Genomic DNA, 24,760 nt, shown 5'->3' on the forward strand with positions numbered 1-24,760 from the left:
CTCCTCTTTAAGAGGAGGTTATTTCGTATGAAGTAAAAACTTTTTATTGACCAAATAGTTAAGTATTACATAGCTAAATAATCCTATTATTATGAATCCGGTGTAATAATTTAATAGAGGATCATTTTTTCCACCTGTTATCCGACCTCCTAATAAGGCAAAACATATTGTGGCACATGGTATAAATAAAACATGTAGTTTAGTGAATAATAATATTTTACCGCTATTTTCATTTGGAGTTCGATCATATAAAAATACTCCTAATGGTAAAAGAATGAGAATATAAAGAATCGGTGTGGAAATCTTCCAGATGGGCATGAATTGATGGTGCTCCTTAACGGATTCTTTTGAATTATTATTGCCATCTTCTTTTACTTTGGGATTAAATGTATAAGATATATAAGTATTATTAGTAGGTGCGAAAACTTCAATATTTTCTATATATGATGCATAATTCGTTTTTTTAAGGAAAAATTCAGTTGTAGATATATTTGTGTGAATCCAAGAAAAGTGAAACAGTAACATGCCTATTCCAGATGGTAATATAATGAAAATTAAGCTTAATATACTATGCGAAATGACATTGCCAGCAATTGTTCCGATAAAAATAGCTATTGTAAAAATTGCCATCCATGTAATGGTAACATAACATAATAATGTACCCATTGGCCCAAAAGATTGGTGTTGGCTAAAAAGATTAATTTTTAGGATGAAATACAATACGATGGCATTAATACCTATTATGAATATAATTGCGGTTGTCCCGAACAGCCACTTAGAAAGAAAAAGCTCTTTTCTTGTGAATGGCATTGCAAATAACAGATAGTCTGTTTGATTATGTCTTTCCCAACTGATTAATGAACAGGCAAGTAATATGAAAATTGGAATGAAGGGGATAATAAGAGTATCCCCATTTAAACTATAAAAGAAATAGCCATCTTCGTTTGGTTTAACCTGTAAATCCCTAAAATAGTTAATAGGTAAAAACCAAAAACTACTACAAGCAAAGAGTAAAAGAATGTACTTACTTTGTTTGTAATGATGGAGCCATAAAGCTTTATGAAACATGTAATCCCTCCAGTACAAAATTGTGATAATGATGAGTTTATTTAGCGTTCCAAGAGAACTTCCATTTCAATAGTTTGGATAGAAGAAAATAGCTCATTGTGCTTGCGCCAAAAAATCCAATGTAAAAATTAAGTAATGATTTATCTCCCCTTAAGACTAAACCAGCAACGATTCCTATAAAGAAAACAGCAAGGCCTATAACTATTTTTTGTAAATTCGGATAAAGTAAGAAGCTACCGTTTCGCTCATTGACTGAACGAACATATAAATATATACCCAAGGGTAATAAAATAATGGTATGTATAATAGGCGCAATCAATAATTTTGCTGAAGGGATTTTTGTAAAGTTTGGTTCGTTATGACGCACTTCATCAGAATCGGTATAGGCACTTTGTGGATTATAATCAAATCTAATACGAAAATCTTCTACTGGACCAGAAATACGGATGTTTTCCAAAAAATGGTGCATAATTCCATTGTTTTCATGAAAATCTATATTCGAGTGAACAGCAATGACTCCTGAAATAAGTGCTGGAATTAACATTGGGAACATGAATAGAGCTGCAGTGAGAAATCCTTGCGATATAACATTCCCAGCGATTGTTCCTATACATAAGGCAAGTGTATAAATAGCGATTAATACAATTAACATGTATATAAAATAACTATGGAATGGGGAGAATACTTGATATTTATTATGAAAAGTCAACTTTTTCATAATAGCAAATAGTCCCCAGTTTAAAATGACAACAGCGGCGATATTACAGATTCCAAACAACCACTTTGTTATATAGAGGTGTGAACGTTTAAAGGGCATAGACCATAACAAGTCGCTAGCGTTATTTTGTCTTTCCCATCCAATTAACGTACAAGCTAGCAAGATAAGCACAATACCTAACAGTGTGACGGGATTTATGAGTGTTAAATCAAAATTGTAATGATATACATAGTTCCACTTTTTATTGTCATTTAGAAATTGTTGCTGTTGAATAGAAGTCATATAGTAGTAATATGACAAAGTATAGAAGCTGACGAGCCAAAATAACCATACAACATATTTACTTTGTTGATATGTTCTTAGCCATAGTGCTTTTTGAAACATAGGATCTCTCCTTTAAAAAACTTTATAATTTGTTAGGCGTGATAATATAACATAAGTAATGATTCCAGTGAGAAACAAACAAATATAGTAGTTAAGTAAGAAATTAAATTGATTTAGTTTATAGCCACCTAGTAATGCAAAGTAAATGGTTGTCCCCCATATCCATATTCGTAAATGTTTTTGGAAAATAAATATCTTTTGAGTGTTTTCATTTGGTGATCGTGTATATAAATATGTTCCAAGTAGTAAGTAAACTATTGTATAAAAAATAGAGACTAACATCGATTTAGCTGAATAATAGTGATAAGATGCTGGATCTCTTAAAATAGTTGAGTTCTTTTCTTTTTTACGTGATTCAGGATCATAATGGTAATAAATCGTGAAATTATATATTGGTGCAACTATATTTGTTTTTTGATTAATTTCGTAAAGTTGTTCATCTAACTTATAATTTTTAGTATCGGTAGCTTCTAAGTGATTTATCGTAAAAGTGTACACTAGTGGAATAAATGTAAGCCCCATTAGTAACCAAGGAATACAAAAAACAACCTGCGAAACAACGCTTCCAGTAAAAGTACCGATGCATAGTGCAGCTGTATATACTGCTGCATAAGAAACAATCGCATAAAGAAAGTATCGATGAAATGGACTAAATGATTGATAATCAAAATGAATAGTTGTTCTATAAATAACATACATAAGAATCCAATTTATAAGTAACGAGCTCACAATACAAAAGGAACCGAAAGCCCATTTAGATAAGAAGACATCTTTTCTTTTAAAAGGCATCGTCATAAGTAGTGTATTAGATTGGTTGCTACGTTCCCATCCTATCAATAAGCAGGCTAAAGCAATGATAAGAACAGTTAACCAAAAACTATTACCTTCGCCTGGCGAAAAGGCATAAAAATAATAATACTGTTTACCTTTTTCTTGTAATTCGTAATACTCAGCAAGTTGTCTCTGAGCACTTTTATAGTAGCTAAAAGATAACAAGTAAAGCGAACTAAAGAAAAACAGTAACGCAGCATATTTCCCGCGCTTCCAATTCCACATCCACAACGCTTTATGAAACATACCCATCCTCCTCCAGTGTCGTAACGAAGACATCTTCAAGTGACATTGTTAGTTCTTCAATGAGTATAGGTTGCTCTTTATAAAACTTCTCCAGTGTTGTAGCTACATTTCCCTCAATTAAGATTGTATATACTTTTCCCGTTTGGTTTAATATTTTAATATTGCTTAAGTTTTCTAGTTTTTGAGGTAATGAGCGTTCATAGGCTACTTGGATTTTAGCAAATTGTGATTTTGCATCGTCTAGTGATGTAATAGAAGATACAGTATGTCCTTTTAAAATAATGATTGTATCTGCAATTTGTTCAACTTCATCTAAATGATGGGTAGATATGAAAATGGTAATCTCTTTTTCTGCAACTTCTCCAACGAGAAACTGTAAAATCTGTCTTTTAACGATAGGATCAAGTCCGTTTGTTGGTTCATCTAAAATAATATATTCTGCCTGTGCAGCAACAGCTAAAATGATGGCAAGCAGTGCTTTCATTCCTTTTGAATAACTACGAATTCGTTTGTTTGGTAAATTGAAACGTTCTAGTAGTTCGTAGAAATATGGTTCATCAAATGCTGTATAAACTGCTTTATAAAACTTCACGATTTCTTTTACTGTATAACCGTTCAGTATGTTAGTAGAATCCGGAACATATACGATTTTTTGTTTCGTTTCAGGATTTTTATGAATGTCGATATCCTCATATGTAACAGTTCCCTCATCTGGGTCTAAAATACCGACTATCGTTCGTAATAAAGTTGTTTTCCCCGCACCATTTCTTCCAAGTAATCCGACGATACTACCTTTTTGTAATGTGAAAGAAACATCGTCTAAAATTGTTTGATTATCAATTGTTTTCTTCAAGCTTGTCACTTTCAACATCCGTATTTCCTCCAATCTCTTTATAGTATGAATCTATCCAATCATGAATTTTATCTTTCGTAATACCAAGATAAGAGGCTTCTAATAGTAATTGATGAAATTGCTTTTCAACCATAGCGATTTTCCTTTCGTCTAATGTTGGGGTAATCGATTGGGATACAAATGTTCCTTTTCCTCGTAACGTTTCAATAATTCCTTGTCGCTCTAACTCTTGATACGCTTTACTCACTGTATTTGGATTTATAACGAGTAAAGAAGCGAGCTCGCGTACAGAAGGAAGTTTATCACTTGGAGCCAACATGTTTTTCAATACGAGTTCTTTTATATTTTGAACAATTTGTTCCCATATCGGAGTGTTGCTTCTTGGGTCAAGTTGAATATGCAAGAGCAATGTCTCCTTCCTCATATGTATTAAGTGTACTACTGTATGTAATACACTTAATACAATATAGGGGACGAATGTATTTGTCAAATGAAAATAATAGAAAAAATTGGTATTAAAAAAAGGGAAATTGGAAAAAATAGGTCTGATATAGAATGGAGGGTTAGTCATGAAGCGAGTTTTTGGAATACTTGTTTGTTTCATGTTATTGCTTTCTGGAACTTCAGTGAGTTTTGCGCAATCTGAGAAAACGAAGCAGGAGAAAACAGAAGAAACAACGCCGAAGTTAGCGGAACAAGCGTCGTCAGCAATCGTAATTGAGCAAGATACAGGTAAAGTTTTATTTGATAAAAACCCAAATGAAAAATTACCACCTGCTAGTATGACAAAGATTATGACAATGCTTTTAATTATGGAACAAGTTGAAAAAGGAAAACTAAAACTGACCGATAAAGTTAGAGCGAGCGAACATGCAGCTTCAATGGGTGGATCGCAAATCTTTTTAGAACCTGGGGAAGAGATGACTGTAAATGAGATGTTAAAGGGTATTGCAATTGCATCTGGAAATGACGCATCTGTTGCAGTAGCTGAGCATATCGCAGGTTCAGAAGAAGGATTTGTAAATATGATGAACAAAAAGGCGAAAGATCTAGGGTTGAAAAATACACATTTTCAAAACCCAACAGGTCTTCCGGCCAAAGACCATTATTCGACAGCAAATGATATGGCTATAATGGCGAGAGAATTGATGAAGTATCCACTTATTCGTAAATACACAGGTAAGTACGAAGATTATTTACGTGAAGATACGGATAAAAAGTTTTGGCTCGTTAATACGAATAAGCTAGTACGTTTTTATCCTGGCGTAGATGGAGTAAAAACAGGTTTTACGACAGAAGCGAAATATTGTTTAACAGCATCGGCTCAAAAAAATGGCATGCGTGTCATTTCAGTTGTCATGGGAGCACCAACATCAAAAGAACGGAACAACGAAGTGACGAAGCTTCTTGACTATGCATTTGGACAATATATGACAAAGAAATTGTATACGCGCGGCGAAAAAATTAAGACAGTTCAAGTAGGAAAAGGGAAAAAAGAAAAAATAGATTTAGTTGCGTCAGATAATGTTTCTCTTCTTATGAAGAAGGGCGAGAGTATGGACAAGGTAAAACAAGAAGTAATTGCTGAAAAGAAAGTAAAAGCACCGATTAAAAAAGGTGACGCGCTTGGCACACTTGTTATTAAAAAAGATAAAGATGTTTTATTAAAACAAACAATTGTAGCAAAAGAAGATGTTGCTGCAGCGAGCTGGTGGGAGTTATTTAAAAGAAGTTTTGGGATGTTTTCAACATCAAAATAGCGGCAAATAGTTTGCCGCTTTTCTATTCGTATGCCAGTGAATAATGCTGAAAGGTTTCACTTTATGACGAAATAGTTCTTCTTTTGTCAGCAGGAAGGATTCTTATTTTATATCACGAAAATCTTTATGTATGTGAATAAGTAAAGTTTGAGCATAAGGAGGAAATCGTGTGAGTCTTTCCATGCAATTAGAAGTAAAACGTGACGTCCTATGTGTGAGACTAGAGGGTGAATTAGATCATCATACGGCTGAAGAGTTGCGAACGAAAGTAACAGATATGATTGAGACACATGGTGTTCATCATATTGTTTTGAGCCTAGAGAACTTATCGTTTATGGATAGTTCTGGTCTAGGTGTTATATTAGGCCGATATAAACACGTAAAGGGATTAGGTGGAGAAATGGTTGTTTGTGCAATTTCACCGCCTGTTAAGCGTTTATTTGAAATGTCGGGCTTATTCAAAATCGTTCGCTTAGAAGAAAGTGAAGCGCACGCGCTCGCGACGTTGGGGGTGGCATAGATGAGAAATGAAATGAACCTTCAATTTTCAGCATTAAGTCAAAATGAATCATTCGCTCGCGTTACAGTGGCGGCTTTCATTGCACAACTAGATCCAACGATGGAAGAATTAACGGAGATCAAAACAGTTGTGTCAGAAGCGGTTACAAATGCAATTATTCATGGATACGAAGGAAATGCAGAAGGTATTGTTTATATTTCTGTAATTTTGGAAGAAGCAATGGTGAAACTCACGATTCGAGATGAAGGGATTGGAATCTTTAACTTAGATGAAGCGAGACAACCCCTTTTTACAACTAAACCTGAATTAGAGCGTTCCGGAATGGGATTTACTATCATGGAAAATTTTATGGATGAAGTAGAAGTTATTTCAAACGAATCTTTCGGGACAACAATCCATTTGACAAAATACTTATCAAATAGTAACGCTCTATGCAATTAAGGAGAATAGCCTATGGACATAGAGGTCAAAAATGAGAAGAAGAAACCTCAGTTAAAGGACCACGAGCTAAAAGCGTTAATTCAAAAAAGTCAAGATGGAGATCAACAGGCGAGAGATACAATCGTTCAAAGTAATATGCGTCTCGTTTGGTCGGTTGTACAGCGGTTTCTTAATCGAGGATACGAACCAGACGATCTATTTCAAATTGGATGTATTGGGCTCTTGAAATCGGTAGATAAATTTGATTTATCTTTCGACGTGAAATTTTCAACATATGCAGTTCCAATGATTATTGGAGAAATACAACGTTTTTTACGTGATGATGGATCAGTGAAAGTTAGTAGGTCTTTAAAAGAAACAGGGAACAAAATTCGAAAGATGAGAGATGAGCTTTCGAAAGAGTTCGGAAGGGCTCCAACGATTAATGAGGTGGCAGAGGCGCTAGAACTAACGCCAGAGGAAGTTGTTCTAGCACAAGAAGCGAGCCGGGCGCCTTCATCTATACATGAAACTGTATATGAAAACGACGGTGATCCAATCACTATTTTAGATCAAATTGCAGATCAATCTGAAACGAAATGGTTCGATAAAATTGCTTTAAAAGAAGCGATTAGAGAACTAGATGAACGAGAGCGCTTAATTGTATACTTGCGTTACTATAAAGATCAAACACAGTCAGAAGTAGCAGAGCGCATAGGTATTTCGCAAGTACAAGTTTCAAGACTTGAAAAGAAAATATTAAAACAGATGAAAGATCGAATAGACGAATAATTGTCTATTCGATTTTTTTATGAAGTTAATAGGAGAGAGATGTTAATTTTCGAAAAAATTAACAGAATTTATTGATAATTTAGTTAATTTAAAATATAATCCAAGTATGAACTTGTCATAAAGGGGGAAGGAAACATGGAAACGAGGCAACAATGGGGAACGAGAGCTGGATTTATTTTCGCAGCGGTCGGATCTGCCGTTGGATTAGGAAACATATGGCGTTTTCCTTATACAGCGTATGAAAATGGCGGCGGGGCATTCTTTTTACCGTACTTATTTGCATTATTAACGACGGGTATTTCATTGTTAGCATTTGAGTTTGCTCTTGGTCATCGTCATCGTGGCTCAGCACCACTTACATTTTTCCGTATTAGCCCGCGTGCCGAATTTATTGGATGGTGGCAAATGTGCGTAACATTTATCGTTTCAACATATTATGCAGTGATTATTGCTTGGTCTATATCGTATACATACTTTGCAATTACTGGAGCATGGGGAAAAGACACGCAATCATTTTTATTTAAAGAGTACTTACATGTTGCAGATAAGCCAGGACAATTTGGAGGACTTGTACCGGAAGTATTAATTCCGTTAGCTCTCGTTTGGATTATTGTGCTTGGCGTTGCATTTAAAGGAGTTAAAAAAGGAATCGAAGTTGTTAACCGTATATTTATTCCTTTATTAGTTGTTATGTTCCTTATTATCGTCGTTCGTGCAGTGACGATGGAAGGTGCTATGCAAGGACTAGATGCATTCTTTAAACCAGATTGGAGTCGTATTTTTGATGGGAAAGTATGGCTTGCTGCTTATGGTCAAATATTCTTTAGTTTATCTTTAGCATTTGGAATTATGATTACGTATTCTAGTTATTTACCGAAAAACTCTGATACAACAAATAATGCCTTTATTACTGGATTCGCAAACTCAGGATTTGAATTATTAGCAGGTATTGGAGTCTTTGCAGCTCTTGGATTTATGGCAAATAATATGGGAGTACCGGTTGATAAAGTAGCAAGTGCTGGCGTTGGACTTGCGTTCGTAGTATTTCCGCAAATTATTAATGAGTTGCCGATGTCACCGTTGTTTGGTGTATTATTTTTCTTATCGTTAACGGTTGCTGGAATCACATCACTTATTTCACTTGCGGAAGTATGCTTTGCCGCTGTATCTGAAAAATTCAGTTTAAGTCGTGAAAAAACCATTGGAATTATGGGAACCCTTCTCGTGTTAGTTTCTCTTGTTTTTGCAACACGTGGTGGACTTATGTTCTTAGATGTTGTCGACTATTTCGCTAATAATTTCGGATTAATTACAATTGCACTTGCGGAAGTAGTTACGATAGGGCTCATTTTACGTCGTTTACCAGTTTATCAAAATCATGCAAACTTTGTATCTGATATTAAATTAGGAACGTTTTGGAGAGTGAGTTTACTCGTTATTACTCCGCTTATGTTAGGGTATATGCTAATTGATGGTACAATCCAAAATATTAAAAAGAACTATGGAGATTATCCGACTGAGTTTGTTGTAACGTATGGTTGGTCGATAGCAGCAGCATTCCTCATAGTTGCAATAATCATTGGTCTGAAAAAATGGGATGCACAAATTCATTCGGACTCTGCCAAACTTGAAAAAGAATGGAAAGATCGAGGTGTTTCATAATGAGTGGATCAGCGATTATGATGATGGTTATTGGAATCGTAGTCATTTGGGGAGGGCTTGCATTAAGTATTGCAAACTTATTTAAGAAAAAGGCATAAGTAAAAAACATCTGCACCAAAATGGTGCAGATGTTTTTTTATGAAAAAATTGTATTAGAAAAAAATTCAATAACCATACTACAACTACGAGGAAGAGTGAAGGGGTGAATGAAAGTTGGAACAAACGATTTATATTAAAATGCGCAATCGTTTAAAAGTTTCTCCTACTTATGAAGTAAAGCTGGGCGATGTTGCTCAACTTGCCGGAGATTCTTCTGTAGTTGAGTTGTTACAAAATGAGATAGTTTACAAAATAACAGCGCATGATAAGACGCATGTTGTAATTGATGTTATGAAAGTAATTGAGATTATTCAACAGAAAGCATCTCATGTACAAATTAATTTACTCGGTTCTGGACAAACTCTTGTTGAAATTATATACGAAAAAAAGAAGGCGCATCCAGTTTTTTTCGGGCTTGTATGGCTGTTACTTTTCATTGGAGCGGCCCTTGCGATCATTTATTTCCATGAAGATGTAAGTATGCAACAAGTACATCAACGGTTATATTACATGATTACTGGAGAATTTAATGCGCAACCACTTTTATTTCAAATTCCTTATTCTTTAGGTCTTGGCTTAGGGATGGTTTTATTCTTTAATCATGTATTTCAAAAGCGAATTAATGAAGAGCCAAGTCCGCTAGAAGTTGAGATGTTTCAATACCAACAGTCGCTTGATCAATATGTAATCGTTAATGAAAACAAGGATAATATGAAACAACTTGCCGATGATTGAGTCTGGATTTGTTATTTTAATTGGTTTAGCTGGAGGGATTGCGGTAGGTAGCGGGTATGTCGCATTTTTAGCTGTACTTGGTATAATCCCCCGTTTAGCTCAATTAACGAGAAGTGGAAAGCATATTCAATATTTTGAGTGGGCAGTCATTGCAGGTACTTTAACAGGGGCTTGGTGTAGTTTGAAAAACATTACATTTCAAACATCGCAATATTGGCTCGTTATATTAGGGATATTTTGTGGCACGTTCATTGGAATGCTTGCTGCGGCATTAACAGAGGTGTTAAATGTTCTACCTATTTTAGCGAAACGAGTAGGGGTAGAGGGGAAGATTGTTGTTTTACTCATTGCTATTGTACTTGGGAAAGTAATAGGATCGTTGTTTCACTGGATTTATTTCGTAAAGTAGGAGGCAGTATATAAATGACAAGTCAGAAATTGAAGGATGATTACATAAATAAAGTGAAGGAGTATCATCCAAAGCCAAACTATTTACTAAATTGTATCAAAGCATTTCTTGTAGGTGGACTCATTTGTACAGTTGGAGAAGTATTGATGAAATTTTATATACATTATTTTCACTTCAGTGAACAAGAGGCAGGAAACCCAACTGTTGCAACGCTTGTTTTATTATCCGCGATTTTAACAGGATGTGGTGTATATGATAAAATCGGTCAATTTGCTGGAGCAGGATCAGCGGTGCCGGTGACAGGATTTGCAAATTCTATGGCGAGCGCTGCCTTAGAGCATAAGAGTGAAGGGATTGTTCTAGGGATTGCTACAAATATGTTTAAACTGGCAGGAAGTGTAATTGTATTTGGGGTTGTTGGTGCATATATCATTGGGTTAATAAGGTATACCTTTAAAGTTTTTATGTCTTAAAGGAGGGGCTAGTATGAGGTTGACCGGAAAACAAACGTGGGTATTTCAAAATGATATATATGTGAATGCAACGGGTACTGCTGTCGGTCCGAAAGAAGCTGAGGGCCCTCTTGGAAAAGATTTTGATATTTCATACGATGACTTGCATTGTGGAGAGGAAAATTGGGAGCTCGCCGAACGAAGATTAATGTCAGACTCAATTCAACAAGCAGTGCAAAAAGGGAATATAAAAACATCGCAAATTGATTTCTTTTTAGCGGGAGATTTATTAAATCAAACAGTGACAGCAAATTATGTTGCGCGTAAGTGGGGCATTCCTTTTTTAGGAATGTTTAGCGCTTGTGCGACGTCTATGGAGACTTTAGCAGTTGGCTCAGCTTTTATAGACGGTGGATTTGCAAATCGTGTCTTAGCTACAGTAAGTAGTCATAATGCAACGGCTGAAAGACAATTTCGCTATCCAACAGAGTATGGTGGGCAAAAGCCAGGGACAGCAAATTCAACTGTGACTGGTGCAGGATCTATATTAATTAGCAATGAAAAAAGTGCGATTAAAATTACGGCGGCTACAATCGGAAAAGTGCAAGATTTAGGAATCACAAATCCTTTGGATATGGGGGCAGCGATGGCTCCAGCAGCAGCTCATACAATTCAACAGCATTTTGAAGATTTAAGAAGAAGTGCCGATGATTATGATTTAATTGTTACGGGTGATTTATCAGCTGTTGGGACGCCGATTGCAAAACAACTTTTACTTGAGGAAGGTTACGATCTTGGGCATATATACAATGATTGCGGATTGATGATTTATGAATCAAGTCAAGAAGAAGTGTTTGCAGGTGGTAGTGGTTGCGCTTGTTCAGCAGTTGTCACATATGGCCATTTATTACACGAGATGCAAAAAGGGAATTTACAACGAATTTTTGTCGTTGCCACTGGCGCATTATTAAGCCCGATGATGATGCAACAGAAAGAAACGATTCCAACAATTGCACATGGTGTCGTATTTGAAAGAGTTAAAGGAGAGTGAATTGTGGATTTTATATATGCATTTCTTGTAGGTGGAGCTATTTGTGTAATTGGGCAACTATTGTTAGATTTCGCAAAGTTAACACCAGCTCATTTAATGGCAACTTTTGTAGTCATCGGAGCAATTTTAGATGGATTTGGATTGTACGATAAACTAATAAAGTTTGCAGGTGCTGGAGCAACAGTCCCTATTACAAGTTTTGGACATTCACTATTGCACGGAGCAATGCATGCAGCAGAAAAACATGGATATTTAGGAATTGGTATTGGCATGTTTAGTTTAACGTCTGCGGGCATTTCCGCAGCGATATTGTTTTCGTTTTTTATAGCACTTATATGTAAACCGAAAGGATAAATCAAATGAGACGAAGGGTTGTTTTGGTCACAGATGGAGATGAATATGCAAAGCGGACAATTGAGCTTTTAACAAAGGAATTTGGGGGAAGGTGTATTTCAGCATCACAAAGTAATCCAACCAAATTGACAGGGAAAAAAGTTGTTGAGCTTATTATGCAAACGCCATATGACCCTGTATTTGTCATGTTTGATGACAGTGGATTTATTGGAGAAGGATCTGGTGAGAAGGCTTTAAAATATGTGGCTACCCATAAACAAATTGATGTGCTCGGAATTTTAGCAGTAGCGTCTAATACGCATCATTGGGAATGGGCACGTGTAGATGTAAGTGTAGATCGGAATGGGAATTTAACCGAATACGGTGTTGATAAATTTGGACTTCCAGATGGTGAAATTGGCAGGATTAGTGGAGATACAATATATTGCTTAGACGATTTAAATGTTCCTGTCATTGTTGGAGTTGGTGATATTGGTAAAATGTGTGGGAATGATGAATGGGAGAGAGGGTCACCTATTACTAGAAAAGCGATTCAATTAATTTTGGAAAGGAGTGGTTTTTATGACGAAGCCTAAAAAGGTGGATATCCCTATATCAACTTTCATAAGTGACAATGAAAATTATTTAAAGCAGACAGTTGGACTAGGCGTTACATACGATGTTGGCATTCGTAAATTTCAAATTTTGAATAAAGAAATTGGTGTGTTATTTGTAAACGGACTTTGTGATACAAATTATATTATCCCTATTTTAGAAGAAGCGGTGGATACAAATGAGATAAGGGATGTAGAAGAAGATACAGTGAAGCTTTTAGAGAATCGCTTAATCCATCAACAAGTAAGCAAAGTGAAAACGATGGATGAGGTAATGCTCCAAGTATTATCAGGACTCATTGTGATATTTGTGGAAGGTGAAACGGAAGCGTTCGCGATCGATGTTCGTAGTTATCCAGGGCGAACACCGACAGAACCAGATACCGAAAAGGTAGTACGCGGTGCGAGGGATGGGTTTGTTGAAAATATCGTTGTAAATACAGCATTAATTCGTAGAAGAATTCGAGATCCACGTCTTCGAAATGAAATTATTCGAGTAGGAGATAGATCACAAACGGATATTTGTATTACATACGTTCAAGATGTTGCAAATCCAGACTTAGTAAAGATTATAAAACAAGAATTAAATAACATCGATGTAGATGGAATTACGATGGCGGATAAAACAGTAGAAGAATTTGTTGTAAAGCAAAGCTATAACCCATTCCCACTTATTCGATATACAGAAAGGCCAGATGTAGCAGCAAATCATCTACTAGAAGGGCATGTGTTAGTGCTCGTTGACACATCACCAAGTGCTATGATTACACCGACAACATATTTTCATCATTTACAGCATGCGGAAGAATTTAGACAAAATCCAGCTGTCGGTACATTTTTACGCTGGGTGCGCTTTTTAGGTGTTATATTCTCGTTATTTTTATTACCATTTTGGCTAGTGTTTGTATTTGATCCAACTCTTTTGCCAGCAAATCTTGCTTTTATTGGACCGACTAAGATGACGCATTTACCAATTTTATTACAGGTGTTAATGGCAGAGGTCGGACTTGAGTTTTTAAGGATGGCAGCCATTCATACTCCAACGCCGTTATCGTCTGCAGCAGGGTTGATTTCCGCTATATTAATTGGTCAAATTGCAATTGATGTAGGTTTGTTTGTGCCAGAAGTAATTTTGTATGTAGCGGTTTCGATGATTGGTGCATATGCAACACCGAGTTATGAATTAGGATTAGGGAATAAGGTTGGGAAATTGTTTGTTATTATTTTAACAGGTCTCTTCCATGAGATGGGATTTGTAATTGGTATGACGATATTAATTTTATTTTTAACGTCTATAAAAAGTTTACAAACACCTTATTTATGGCCGTTTTTACCATTTGATTGGGGCGCGTTAACAAAAATTTTACTCCGTCCAACAATGTCTAGTTTAAAAGTACGACCAAGTATTGTAAGACCTCAAAATGTAAAAAGACAAAAATAAACGGGATTATACACCCGTTTATTTTTTTTAGCAAAAATTTATTGTTTTTTAACAAAAATCACACATTTTTTGTGTACACTTAGAGTAGATATTGTGTATGGAAGGGGAAGAGGACATGATTAAATTATTTGTAAGTGATTTAGATGACACGCTCGTTTACGATGTGAATCATATGCAAAAAGAAGATGAACGTGCGCTGTGTTGGTTAGCTGAGAAAGGGACAAATATTTGTTTTGCCTCTGGCCGCTTTACACATAGAATTGATGAAGTTGTAAAAAGGTTTTCATTCCCATATTACACAACAGGCTTAAATGGAGCGACAATGTTACTTCCGGATGGGGATTTATTCCATGAATCGAGTTTTGAAAATACGGTTGCCCAGGAAATATATCGATATATACATAAAAAAGGACTAGCGGATATTGTTTGTGCAAATGAGCAGCGATATACAAAAAGGAAAAATGAACAACACCATAATTTTGAAGCGTATATGGGTGTGCATATCGCTGAAATTGAAGCGTTAGAAGAAGAGTTTGGTAAGACTGTGCACCCTGCAAAATTGTTTGTTTTTGGAGAAGAAGAGAAAATTGTGACGTTAGATCAAGAGCTACGAGATACGTTTCAAGGCGAAGCGGAAGTTTTTATATCAGGTAAACGCTATGTTGATATTATGCCAAGAGGCGTGAGTAAGGGTAGTGCTCTAAAGCGACTAATGGACCATTTGCAAATTGAAGCAAATGAAGTTGCTTGTATTGGAGATTCTTTCAATGATATTTCTATGTTTGAAGTAACCCCGCATTCATTTACTCTTCATCATGCCCATCCATATGTAAAGGAGAAAGCAAATCATATAGTGCGTTCGGTTGAAGAGGCTGTTATGAAATTACCGTTACTTGTATAAAAAAGAAGCCCGTCACTGGCGGGCTTCTTTTTTACTTGAATAAAGATTTAACAAAATCAATGATACTTGAGAAGAAATCTTTCACTTTATCTAGAAAACTTTGTCCTTCTTCAGATCCTAAAAAGGCAGAAACGTGTTCTTTTGCTTTGTTTAATTGACTACCAACTTGATTCCAATCGATATTAAGATTTTTCATTTTATCAAATAACGATACTAAGTTATCTAACTGTTCATCTGTTAATGTAATGCCTAATTGATCAGCAATTTTTTTAATTAATGAACGTAAATCTTCTGTTGTTTTTGGCTGTTCTTTTGCAATTTCTTCTTTAATTTTTGCAACAAGTTGAACTGCTTTTTCTTCACCAATTTTATCACCAAGCTGGGCTGTTTGTACCATTTCTTCATTCGCTACTTTTTTAACTTCTTCAGGAATTTGTTTATTGGACGCAGTTTCATATGCTTTCATTAATCCAGTTAAAGCTGCAGTTCCTGAAACTTTAAAAGGTGCGTTAATTTGAATTTCTGCATCTTTTACACCTGCTGTAATCAAAGCGTTAGTGTACATTGCATCTGTTACCCAGTTAATGTTCTTTGATCGTACAATAAGACCAGATCCTGGTTTAGTGTATGTAATCATAGAAGAAGAAATTGCTCTCGTACCAATTTGTGCTTTTGGAACAATGCCTTCTAGAAATTTATGTTCTTCCGCATTAGATACAGTAATAATTGTAGCATCTTTCGGTGCTTTCATTTCTTTTAACAGATCTTGTTTTTGTTGTTCGGATAAGTTCTCTCCTAGTGTAACAATTGATTCTCCCTCGATGATGTCTGCAAATGAAGCTGTTGGCATCATAAATACCGTTACAGCTAATAGCAGAGCTAATAATTTCGTTCTCACGAAAAATCGCTCCCTTTCTCTTTCTAAAATTTTCGGGCAACAAAGTTATTATAGTATATATTTCTTATTTGTCACCTAGCTTTTTCCACATTTCAAAAAAGAAGTATCTAGATTGTCGGATTCTTTTTGTTTCTAGTCATGAATGTGGTAATATAGTGCTGAGATAGTTGAAAGGAGACATATACATATGAAAACTTTAGGATACATATTAATGGAAAACGGTGAAAAAATCGACTTGGAATTTTTCCCAGAAGAAGCACCGAAAACAGTAGAAAACTTTAAAAAATTAGCAGAGCAAGGATTTTATGATGGTGTTACATTCCACCGTGTTATTCCTGGCTTCGTAAGCCAAGGTGGAGACCCAACAGGTACAGGTGCAGGTGGCCCAGGTTACTCTATTCCATGTGAAACTGATGGAAACCCTCATAGACACCTTGTCGGATCACTTTCTATGGCTCATGCTGGCCGTAACACAGGCGGTAGCCAATTCTTTGTTGTTCATGAGCCACAGCCACATTTAGATGGCGTTCATACTGTATTTGGTAAAGCAACAAGCGGTATTGAAACAGTATTAAAAATGCGTCAAGGCGATGTAATGAAAGAAGTTAAAGTTTGGGAAGAATAAGGTAAGGGAAAAGAGAGCTTTTGCTCTCTTTTTTTACTTTTAAATGGGACGGGGTACTTCTTCTGCAGCTCATCATACAAGTAGTATTGTTGCTAAAATATATTGCTTGTGAGAACAAACCTTTAACAAATTACATAGAATACATTACATTATATGTTTCAATAAATATTTTTTGTTATATTAATTTTGCTAGAAGTGTGCTGCTTTAGGGTAACTATTAATGAAGTGATATTGAATGATATGTTTCTTTCCATTCCATATAAAATTTTCTTTTTTTAACTCTATTTATTAAAGGAATAGTGCTGAAACATAGATTTGACTTTCTTCTTTTCGCTTTGTATGATTATCAAGTTGTTTTAGGCTCTTCTCACTCTGTTGAAAATATTGTAAAATGAATATGATATGAAAAGAGTGATTGAGGGGATTACTAGTTTGTAACTTTTGTAAGAAGGGATAAGGGTTATGTTAATTCGTTTTAAAAAAAGTTATGAAAAAATTGCAATGGGGCTTCTTTCGTTTATGCCAACTGAAAAAGATGTGAAAACATTACAATTGACAATGAAAGAATATGAAGCAAAAGATGATTGGCAATTGTATTTGTGGAAAGAGAATGAAGATTTTGTTGGAATAATGGGGATTGTAAAAAAAGAGAATCAAGTATTAGAAATTCAGCATTTGAGTGTCAACCCATCTCACCGTCATGTAGGGATTGGGACAAAGATGGTTCAAGAGTTAAAGAGTAAATTTCTTGAGTTTACAATTTGCGGAAATGAGCAAACAGCAAGTTTTTGCGAAAAATGTAAAGGGCTAGAACAAAATATACATTCGTGAAAGCAGGGATAAGTAGTTTATTATCTCTGCTTTCTTTTTTGTAATTGTTCATTTCGTTCAGTAATGACTTCTGTGCGATCACGCATAGTATGCTTGTTTATAATATATTCACTTGGGATAGCATTCAAATCTTTCCAAGGGAGGTTTTGTTTTTGACATAACTCTGTGCACTGCTTCTCTAACGATGGATCTGATAAGGGTAAAAATAAAGGTACAAAACGTTCTTTTTTATGGATAGATTGCAATCTTTCATTGAGCAAGGAAAGAAGTTGTACTTGATTAATTCCTAAACGTTGTAAAGACACACCGCTTTTTTCTAAAATTGTGATTGCGCTTTTCATCATTTTTGTAGAACCATTCCAGTTATCACGTCTTTGGTGGTATAAAGAAACTGCAATTTGAATGAGACCAACTAAGTAATGATCACGATTTCCTCGTGGTTTTGTCTTCCAGTACTCTTCTAGTATTTCGTGGCATTCAAAATAGTCGTAATCTCCTTGGAAATGAATTAAAAATTGTATGTATTCGGTAGGATACATGTTTTCTCGCCCCTATCTAACGGTTATACATATAAGTGTATCATAGAAATATGAACAATAAACGACTAGGAGATTTCCCCCTAGCCGTTATTGTTCATATTAGCAGAAGCAAGCTGCTCCTACAATAATTAGTAAAATAAACAGTACAACAAGTAATGCGAACCCACCGCTAAAACCACAATCAACGTGACCCATAGTTTTTTGACCTCCTACATTGTTCTTACTACACTGTTATCATATGAAGTGGTGGGCATGATGACATAGGCATCGGTCTATTTTTAATTAAATTTCTTAAAAAGGTTGGATAGAACATGAGTATGCTCTATACTTATGTTGTTATAGAAAAAATGTGGTGGGATGCTTTGTGCAATATAATTTTAAAGTAGAGGCTTTTGAAGGGCCTTTAGATCTATTGTTACATTTAATACATCGTTATGAAATTGATATATATAATATTCCTGTAGCAGATATTACAGAGCAATATTTATCTTATGTGCATACGATGAAAGAACTTCAATTAGATGTTGCAAGTGAGTATTTAGTAATGGCCGCAACGTTATTACAAATTAAAAGTAAAATGTTGTTGCCGAAACATGAAGAAGATGTACTTGATAACGGTGATGATTTTATAGATGATCCTCGTCAAGAATTGATGGAGAGGTTAATTGAATATAAGAAATATAAGCAAGTTGCTACTGAGTTAAAAGAAAGAGAACAAGAAAGAGCACAGCTATATACACGTCCACCAATTGACTTTACATCGTTGCAACAAGAAGAGGAGACAAGCTTGCCTCTTGATGTTACGTTATATGATATGCTAGCGGCATTTCAAAAATTAATGCGCCGTAAAAAGGCAAAAAAACCTGTAACAACACGTATTACTCGTCAAGAAATACCAATTGAACAGCGAATGACTGATATTTTAAAGCAGTTAAAAATAAAGGGTGGTCGCCAAAGTTTTTATGATTTATTTGTTGATGATGAACGTGAAATAATGGTCGTAACATTTTTAGCAGTTCTGGAACTTATGAAAAATCAACAAATCATAATTGAGCAAGAACATAATTTTGATGAAATTTTCGTATCAAGCTCTAATAAATCTGCATAGGGCAAGTATGTAAAATTGGGATAAAAACACTTTATCTCATGCTATGTTTTAATGTATCGTTTGGAACAAGAGAAAAAATATTGAACCGAACGCATTGATTGTGATTCGGTTTTTTGATGTGTATTTTTATGGGAAAATAGAAGGAAGGAGCTCGTGAAATGGATAGGAAAGAACAAAAGTCAATTATTGAAGGCCTTTTATTTGTTTCTGGTGATGAAGGGATTTATCCAGAACAAATAGCGAAAGTTCTTGAAATTGAAATGAATGAAGTAATGAATATTTTAGAAGAAATGCAACAAGAATGTGAAGGTGCAAACCGTGGTTTGCAAATTGTACAGTATGCAAAAGTATATCGTTTTGCTACAAAGAAAGAACATGCTTCATATTATCAAAAACTAATAGATACACCAACAGCTGCTTCGCTCTCACAAGCTGCCCTTGAAACGTTAGCGATTGTTGCATATCGTCAACCAATCACAAGGACTGAAATGGAAGAGATTAGAGGAGTTAAAACCGATAAGGCGTTACAAACGTTGGTTTCCCATTTACTTATAAAAGAAATGGGAAGGGCGGAAGGACCAGGGCGTCCTATTTTATACGGAACAACAAAAGAATTTTTGGACACATTTGGATTGAAAACATTAGATGATTTACCCCCGCTTTCTGAAGAGAATGAACAAATGAATGAAGCAGATTTATTCTTCGGTTCCTTACAAGAGATATCGAAATAAAAGCTTAGCATTTTGCTAAGCTTTTTTTGTATATCAATTATTTACAGTGCCATACTAAATGAAAAAAGGAGACGAGTTATGAGAGGTATGCGGATTATTCTATTATTAGTTTCTGTTTTATTATGTTTTTCTTTAAATAGCGCATCAGCTAAAAGGTATATGATGTCCATTCATACTACGTCTCCTTTACATATGCATCGGCAACATCTTAGTAAAATGAAAGTGAGCTTTTTAAAAGTGGGGCAAGGTGATGCAACACTTATCATAATGCCAAACGGACAAACAATGTTAATTGATGGAGGACCTTATGAAGCAGGAGAGGTTATTATTCAGAAATTAATTGAGAAAGGGATTAATCATTTAGATGTAATTGTCAGTACGCATCCCGATATGGATCATATAGGGGGGCTAATTCCAATTGTAGAGCAAATGCCGGTATCGCTTATATTAGATAGCGGAAAAACATATAGTTCTCTTACTTATCATACATATCGGAATAATATTAAAAAAAGAGGGATACCTTTCGTTTCAGTAAAGGAAGGGCAATATATACCGCTGGATCCACATGTTTCTATACAAGTATTAAACAATGGGAAATCAAAAGATGAAAATAATGAATCCTCAATTGTTTTGAAGGTACGATATGGAAAAGCGGATTTTTTATTAATGGGTGACGCGGATGTACGGACAGAACATGAAATATTAAAACAATTTGATGTACATGCAGATGTTTTAAAAGTGGGGCATCACGGCTCGTATACTTCAACAAGTGAAACGTTTATAAAAAAAGTGGAACCGCAGTTTGCTATTCTGTCTTATGGGAGTAGTAATCCGTATGGACATCCTCACCAAAGTGTAGTAAAACGCTTAAAAAGGCACGGTATAATGGTATATAGAACGAATAAACGTACAGTAGAAATAGAAACAGATGGTGAACATGTTATGTTAGAGTCTAGTGGGTTAATGCCATTGTTGAAGTGACTTCTATATTAGGGGTGGATACTGTCCCTTTTTGGAAAAATGAATACTATATATTATAATTATAATGGACGTAAGAAATTTCCTTTTTTGTTGAATAAAAAGGAAATTTCATTAGAATGTATAGACAACTACTCGTGCATATATTAAGATGGAACTAGGCGAATAAGGTAATAATAACAAGTAGGTATTTCATGGGAAAGGATCGATGAAAATGAAAACGCAAATTGTCATCAATGCCAAAATTTACACAGGTCAAGAAATAGTGGAAAACGGATTTATTCGTTACGCAGAAACCATTAAAGAAATTGGTTTGATGGCTCAATATGTACCACAAGAAAATGAAACTGTTTTTGATGCTACAGGGAAGATTGTAATTCCAGGTATGATCGATGTTCATATTCATGGTGGATACGATATTGATGCGATGGATGCAAATAGCGATGGGTTAGTAACTCTAGGTAAAGAAATGTTAAAAGAAGGGGTTACAACTTACTTCCCAACAACAATGACACAAGCTCCAGAGGCAATTGAAGCAGCGCTAACTGCTGCGAAAGAAGCAAAAGAAAAAGGAGCACATTTCGAATATATTCACTTAGAAGGACCTTATGTTTCAAAGAAACGTGCAGGTGCACAACCACTTGAACATATCGTTCCTGCAAATATTGAGCAATTTAAACAATGGCAAGAAGCAAGTGGGAATTTAATTAAATTAGTAACATATGCACCAGAAGAAGAGGGAGCATTAGAGTTTGAACAATATCTTACTGAAACTGGTGTAGTTGGCACAATGGGGCATACAGATGCAATTGATGCGCAACTAAAAAATAGAAAGATTACACATGCGACACATTTATACAATCAAATGCGTGGATTACATCACCGTGAGCCAGGAGTTGTTGGTCATGTGTTATTAAATCCAGATGTAATGGTTGAAGTAATTACAGATGGTATTCATATTCACCCTGATATGGTGAAATTAGCATATAAGTTAAAAGGACCGAAAAAAGTAAGTGTTATTACTGACGCAATGCGCGCAAAAGGTCTTGAAGATGGATTATATGAGCTTGGCGGACAGCCAGTACATGTAAAAGATGGTAGTGCTCGATTAGAAGATGGAACGTTAGCTGGTAGTATTCTAAAAATGGATCAAGCTTTCCGAAATGTAATTGAATTTACAGGTTGTTCAATCGAAGATGCAGTACTGATGACATCAGTTAACCAAGCAGAAGAGTTTGGATTAAATAATAAAGGTGCATTAGCGGTAGGAAAAGATGCAGACTTTGTTGTGATGAATGAAGATTTACATGTATATGATACGGTTCGTTTAGGAATTCATATGAAGGAAGGGAAGTAATTAAATGAATATTCTTGTTGTAAAAACTCCAGAAGAACTAGCAGAAGTAGGTTATAAATTAATTGAAGAAGTTGTAAAAACAAAAGAAAATCCAACATTAGGAATGGCTACAGGAAGCTCTCCATTAGGTATTTATGCAGAAATGCGAAAAAATAAACTTGATACAAGCCGTGTAACCACTGTAAACTTAGATGAGTACGTAAATTTACCACATGAAGATAAAAACAGCTATCACTATTTCATGCAAGAACAGTTGTTTGATCATCTTCCATTTAAACAAACTTATGTACCAAACGGGATGGCAAGTGATTTAGAGGAAGAATGCAAACGTTACGAGGGCATTCTAGCTGCTAACCCAGTTGACCTACAGATTCTTGGAATCGGTGAAAACGGTCACATCGGATTTAACGAGCCAGGAACACCGTTTAATTCTCCAACGAACATTGTTGAATTAACAGAATCTACACGCCAAGCAAACCTTCGCTTCTTCGAAAAAGAAGAAGATGTGCCAACTCATGCGATTACAATGGGAATTGGAAGCATTATGAAAGCGAAACAAGTTCTACTTGTAGCTATGGGTGCTAAAAAGGCAGAAGCTGTTAAAGAATTATTGCAAGGTGAATATAGTGAAGAGTGTCCGGCTACAGTTTTACAACGTCATCCGAATGTAACCGTAATCGCAGATCAAGAAGCTCTATCTTTATGCAGTGAGGCGATTGCTGATGAACATCGACAAGTATTCACCATTTCCGATCTATTATCAGATTCAAGAGTGGGTGAAACAGCTAATTGAGGACGGCGAATGGAAGCCGGGAGATAAAATCCCATCTGAGAATGAACTTTGTGATAAGTTCGAAGTGAGTCGTATGACAATCAGACAGGCGATTAATAATTTAGTGGAACAAGGCTATTTATATCGGAAGCGTGGAATTGGAACATTTGTCCAACTTCCGAAAGTGGAACAAAAATTGCAAGGAATGACGGGATTCACAGAAGACATGATTTCTCGTGGGATGAACCCAAGTAGTCAATTACTTAGTTTCCGCCTAGTTCCAGCTACTGCTAAAATAGCAGACCGGTTGAGAATACAGGAGGGGGAATCGGTTTATGAAGTGAGGCGTATTCGCTTAGCTGATGATGAACCGATTGCTTTTGAGACGACATATTTGTCGCCAGCTCTTGTAAAAGATATTAACGAAGAGATATTGCAACAATCTTTATATGAACATTTAGAGAAAAAACTGGGCTTTAAACTTGTTAGCGCTACTCAGTCAATTGAAGCTTCTGTTGCAACGGAAAATGAAGCTGAACATCTGCATATTCCTAAAAAGGCGCCTGTACTTGTAATGCGTCAATGGTCATATTCAGAAGGTGAGATACCGCTAGAGTACGTGAAATGTATTTATCGTGGAGATCGTTATAAATTTATTACGAATATTGCACGTAACAAATAGTATATTTCAGTTTGTGAAGTACAGTGGAAATGAAAATGGATAACATGTAAAGAAATAAAAATACGACTCATCCTTATAAGGAATGAGTCGTATTTTTATTATGAGCAATTACGTGGTTAACAGCATCTTTGACGTGATTTACTACATAGTGAGCGTGTTTTTTCACTGCATCATCGGCTTGCGACATAGCAAAACTGTGAGGAGTTAAAGAAAACATAGGAATATCATTGTAAGAATCCCCTATACAAGCAATTTCCTCAGGTTTTATTTGAAACTCATTTAATAAAACAGAAATGGCAGAGCCTTTACTAACATTCGGTGGCATTACATCTAAACATTGTTCTGCTGAGATGAAAGTACTAACTTTCCCGTGGAATTTTTCATCAATTTTTTTCTGAAGGAGTTGTAAGCTCTCCTTTGTTCCACCGACAGAAATTTTATTTGGGAAAATTGTATCATCAATCTTCTGTAGTAAGTTTGGTTCTTCAACAGAAGTCATTGTTACTTGTTGTTCAAGTTCTTGAATAAAAGGTGTTTTCTCTTCAATGTAATAATTATGCTCATCACTTACATAACGGAAATAAGGATTTTCATTCGTCATAGCTAACAAATCGGGAAGTATGCTGGAATCAAAAGTTGCAGATAATAGTTGTTTATTTTCATGTGTATATACAAAAACACCATTTACACTAATACGATGAAAATTTGTATTTACAGCTTTCATTAAGTCTGCAATTTCATTATCAAGTCTTCCGGAAGCGAAGCAAAGAATAACATTTTGCTCGGCGAGGCTGCGTAGTGCCGCAACATCTTGCTCATCAATAAGACCTCCGTGTTGCATCATTGTACCATCGATATCACTTACAAACATTTTAATCATGTTGTTATCTCCTTTCTATGTACAGTTGCTCTTACATTATACGCATCATATATAAACATGTCTAAAAAAT

Annotated in this window: 31 protein-coding genes; 22 read left to right on the plus strand and 9 right to left on the minus strand. The window is 35.4% G+C overall.

The annotated features are described in order from the left end of the window. Positions 1-18 precede the first annotated feature (18 nt). The 5 genes from MR160_RS02160 to MR160_RS02180 are packed head-to-tail and all read right to left on the minus strand — an operon-like array spanning position 19 to position 4,503. Entirely contained in the window at positions 19-1,068 is a 1,050-nt protein-coding gene (locus MR160_RS02160) for an ABC-2 transporter permease (RefSeq protein WP_242297047.1), read from the minus strand. Between the two features lie 37 nt (positions 1,069-1,105). After that, complete coding sequence (locus MR160_RS02165) at positions 1,106-2,170, minus strand: ABC-2 transporter permease (RefSeq protein ID WP_242297048.1); 1,065 nt, start codon at positions 2,168-2,170, stop codon at positions 1,106-1,108. 12 nt (positions 2,171-2,182) lie between these two features. Next, positions 2,183-3,247 carry an ABC transporter permease gene (locus tag MR160_RS02170; protein ID WP_000468519.1) on the minus strand — a complete coding sequence of 355 codons (1,065 nt, stop codon included), beginning with the start codon at positions 3,245-3,247 and terminating at the stop codon, positions 2,183-2,185. Further along, positions 3,237-4,118, minus strand: coding sequence for an ABC transporter ATP-binding protein (locus tag MR160_RS02175; protein ID WP_000922124.1), 882 nt, complete (start codon positions 4,116-4,118; stop codon positions 3,237-3,239). Before MR160_RS02175 ends, MR160_RS02170 begins: the two co-directional genes overlap by 11 nt. Further along, the gene (locus MR160_RS02180; RefSeq protein WP_000548027.1) at positions 4,084-4,503 is read right to left on the minus strand and encodes a GntR family transcriptional regulator; all 420 of its coding nucleotides are present in this window, start codon (positions 4,501-4,503) and stop codon (positions 4,084-4,086) included. The genes MR160_RS02175 and MR160_RS02180 overlap by 35 nt, the downstream gene beginning before the upstream one ends. 166 nt (positions 4,504-4,669) lie before the next feature. Here MR160_RS02180 and dacF point away from each other — a divergent pair, with 166 nt between their 5' ends. The 14 genes from dacF to MR160_RS02250 all read left to right on the plus strand — a co-directional run bounded on the left by dacF (position 4,670) and on the right by MR160_RS02250 (position 15,289). Next, complete coding sequence (gene dacF / locus MR160_RS02185; RefSeq protein ID WP_000832002.1) at positions 4,670-5,860, plus strand: serine-type D-Ala-D-Ala carboxypeptidase DacF; 1,191 nt, start codon at positions 4,670-4,672, stop codon at positions 5,858-5,860. 169 nt (positions 5,861-6,029) lie between these two features. Then, positions 6,030-6,380: an anti-sigma F factor antagonist gene (spoIIAA, locus tag MR160_RS02190; protein ID WP_000059135.1), complete on the plus strand. Its 351-nt coding sequence runs from the start codon at positions 6,030-6,032 to the stop codon at positions 6,378-6,380. Further along, positions 6,381-6,821: an anti-sigma F factor gene (gene spoIIAB / locus MR160_RS02195; protein WP_001243398.1), complete on the plus strand. Its 441-nt coding sequence runs from the start codon at positions 6,381-6,383 to the stop codon at positions 6,819-6,821. Positions 6,822-6,833: 12 nt separating this feature from the next. Then, a complete protein-coding gene (sigF, locus tag MR160_RS02200) occupies positions 6,834-7,592 on the plus strand; it encodes an RNA polymerase sporulation sigma factor SigF (RefSeq protein ID WP_000350729.1) in 759 nt (252 codons plus the stop codon). Between the two features lie 135 nt (positions 7,593-7,727). Next, entirely contained in the window at positions 7,728-9,254 is a 1,527-nt protein-coding gene (locus MR160_RS02205) for a sodium-dependent transporter (RefSeq protein ID WP_000450088.1), read from the plus strand. Then, positions 9,254-9,352, plus strand: coding sequence for a methionine/alanine import family NSS transporter small subunit (locus MR160_RS02210; protein ID WP_000016826.1), 99 nt, complete (start codon positions 9,254-9,256; stop codon positions 9,350-9,352). Before MR160_RS02205 ends, MR160_RS02210 begins: the two co-directional genes overlap by 1 nt. 115 nt (positions 9,353-9,467) lie before the next feature. Further along, complete coding sequence (locus MR160_RS02215; RefSeq protein ID WP_000438368.1) at positions 9,468-10,088, plus strand: stage V sporulation protein AA; 621 nt, start codon at positions 9,468-9,470, stop codon at positions 10,086-10,088. Then, a complete protein-coding gene (spoVAB, locus tag MR160_RS02220) occupies positions 10,081-10,497 on the plus strand; it encodes a stage V sporulation protein SpoVAB (RefSeq protein WP_000572938.1) in 417 nt (138 codons plus the stop codon). The genes MR160_RS02215 and spoVAB overlap by 8 nt, the downstream gene beginning before the upstream one ends. Positions 10,498-10,511: 14 nt before the next feature. After that, the gene (spoVAC, locus tag MR160_RS02225; protein ID WP_000203809.1) at positions 10,512-10,970 is read left to right on the plus strand and encodes a stage V sporulation protein AC; all 459 of its coding nucleotides are present in this window, start codon (positions 10,512-10,514) and stop codon (positions 10,968-10,970) included. Between the two features lie 13 nt (positions 10,971-10,983). Then, positions 10,984-12,000, plus strand: a complete 1,017-nt coding sequence (spoVAD, locus tag MR160_RS02230) for a stage V sporulation protein AD (RefSeq protein ID WP_001241139.1) — start codon at positions 10,984-10,986, stop codon at positions 11,998-12,000. Between the two features lie 3 nt (positions 12,001-12,003). After that, complete coding sequence (gene spoVAE / locus MR160_RS02235; RefSeq protein WP_000345907.1) at positions 12,004-12,354, plus strand: stage V sporulation protein AE; 351 nt, start codon at positions 12,004-12,006, stop codon at positions 12,352-12,354. 5 nt (positions 12,355-12,359) lie between these two features. After that, complete coding sequence (spoVAEA, locus tag MR160_RS02240; protein WP_001254416.1) at positions 12,360-12,929, plus strand: stage V sporulation protein SpoVABEA; 570 nt, start codon at positions 12,360-12,362, stop codon at positions 12,927-12,929. Then, positions 12,916-14,388, plus strand: coding sequence for a spore germination protein SpoVAF (gene spoVAF, locus MR160_RS02245; RefSeq protein WP_000165593.1), 1,473 nt, complete (start codon positions 12,916-12,918; stop codon positions 14,386-14,388). The genes spoVAEA and spoVAF overlap by 14 nt, the downstream gene beginning before the upstream one ends. 97 nt (positions 14,389-14,485) lie before the next feature. Next, the gene (locus MR160_RS02250) at positions 14,486-15,289 is read left to right on the plus strand and encodes a Cof-type HAD-IIB family hydrolase (protein WP_002082221.1); all 804 of its coding nucleotides are present in this window, start codon (positions 14,486-14,488) and stop codon (positions 15,287-15,289) included. A gap of 31 nt (positions 15,290-15,320) precedes the next feature. Here the strand turns inward: MR160_RS02250 and MR160_RS02255 are convergent, their stop codons facing one another. Then, positions 15,321-16,187 carry a DUF1002 domain-containing protein gene (locus MR160_RS02255; RefSeq protein WP_001259343.1) on the minus strand — a complete coding sequence of 289 codons (867 nt, stop codon included), beginning with the start codon at positions 16,185-16,187 and terminating at the stop codon, positions 15,321-15,323. A 187-nt stretch (positions 16,188-16,374) separates the two neighbouring features. Here MR160_RS02255 and MR160_RS02260 point away from each other — a divergent pair, with 187 nt between their 5' ends. Continuing rightward, complete coding sequence (locus MR160_RS02260; RefSeq protein WP_000853784.1) at positions 16,375-16,812, plus strand: peptidylprolyl isomerase; 438 nt, start codon at positions 16,375-16,377, stop codon at positions 16,810-16,812. Positions 16,813-17,274: 462 nt separating this feature from the next. Then, positions 17,275-17,643 carry a GNAT family N-acetyltransferase RibT gene (gene ribT / locus MR160_RS02265; protein WP_000908401.1) on the plus strand — a complete coding sequence of 123 codons (369 nt, stop codon included), beginning with the start codon at positions 17,275-17,277 and terminating at the stop codon, positions 17,641-17,643. A gap of 20 nt (positions 17,644-17,663) precedes the next feature. Here the strand turns inward: ribT and MR160_RS02270 are convergent, their stop codons facing one another. Together MR160_RS02270 and MR160_RS02275 are read right to left on the minus strand one after the other, a co-directional pair. Beyond that, positions 17,664-18,182 carry a DUF309 domain-containing protein gene (locus MR160_RS02270; RefSeq protein WP_000283612.1) on the minus strand — a complete coding sequence of 173 codons (519 nt, stop codon included), beginning with the start codon at positions 18,180-18,182 and terminating at the stop codon, positions 17,664-17,666. A 99-nt stretch (positions 18,183-18,281) separates the two neighbouring features. After that, complete coding sequence (locus MR160_RS02275) at positions 18,282-18,377, minus strand: YjcZ family sporulation protein (protein ID WP_000510194.1); 96 nt, start codon at positions 18,375-18,377, stop codon at positions 18,282-18,284. Positions 18,378-18,546: 169 nt separating this feature from the next. On the opposite strand from MR160_RS02275, the gene scpA reads away from it, so the two are divergent. The 6 genes from scpA to MR160_RS02310 all read left to right on the plus strand — a co-directional run bounded on the left by scpA (position 18,547) and on the right by MR160_RS02310 (position 23,810). Beyond that, a complete protein-coding gene (scpA, locus tag MR160_RS02280) occupies positions 18,547-19,290 on the plus strand; it encodes a segregation/condensation protein A (RefSeq protein ID WP_001199753.1) in 744 nt (247 codons plus the stop codon). 158 nt (positions 19,291-19,448) lie between these two features. Then, complete coding sequence (gene scpB / locus MR160_RS02285; protein WP_000375173.1) at positions 19,449-20,021, plus strand: segregation/condensation protein ScpB; 573 nt, start codon at positions 19,449-19,451, stop codon at positions 20,019-20,021. A 78-nt stretch (positions 20,022-20,099) separates the two neighbouring features. Continuing rightward, complete coding sequence (locus tag MR160_RS02290; RefSeq protein WP_001214828.1) at positions 20,100-21,002, plus strand: ComEC/Rec2 family competence protein; 903 nt, start codon at positions 20,100-20,102, stop codon at positions 21,000-21,002. A gap of 211 nt (positions 21,003-21,213) precedes the next feature. Then, the gene (gene nagA, locus MR160_RS02295) at positions 21,214-22,356 is read left to right on the plus strand and encodes an N-acetylglucosamine-6-phosphate deacetylase (protein WP_002082222.1); all 1,143 of its coding nucleotides are present in this window, start codon (positions 21,214-21,216) and stop codon (positions 22,354-22,356) included. 4 nt (positions 22,357-22,360) lie between these two features. Continuing rightward, positions 22,361-23,149: a glucosamine-6-phosphate deaminase gene (gene nagB / locus MR160_RS02300; protein WP_001024215.1), complete on the plus strand. Its 789-nt coding sequence runs from the start codon at positions 22,361-22,363 to the stop codon at positions 23,147-23,149. Beyond that, on the plus strand, positions 23,079-23,810 hold the full coding sequence (locus MR160_RS02310) for a GntR family transcriptional regulator (protein ID WP_014894892.1): 732 nt from the start codon (positions 23,079-23,081) through the stop codon (positions 23,808-23,810). The genes nagB and MR160_RS02310 overlap by 71 nt, the downstream gene beginning before the upstream one ends. A 73-nt stretch (positions 23,811-23,883) precedes the next feature. Here MR160_RS02310 and MR160_RS02315 read toward each other — a convergent pair whose 3' ends face one another. Continuing rightward, the gene (locus tag MR160_RS02315) at positions 23,884-24,690 is read right to left on the minus strand and encodes a Cof-type HAD-IIB family hydrolase (protein ID WP_000594250.1); all 807 of its coding nucleotides are present in this window, start codon (positions 24,688-24,690) and stop codon (positions 23,884-23,886) included. Positions 24,691-24,760 lie beyond the last annotated feature (70 nt).

The sequence above is a fragment of the Bacillus cereus group sp. BfR-BA-01382 genome (assembly GCF_022663475.1).
GTDB classification, from domain to species: Bacteria; Bacillota; Bacilli; order Bacillales; family Bacillaceae_G; genus Bacillus_A; species Bacillus_A thuringiensis_S.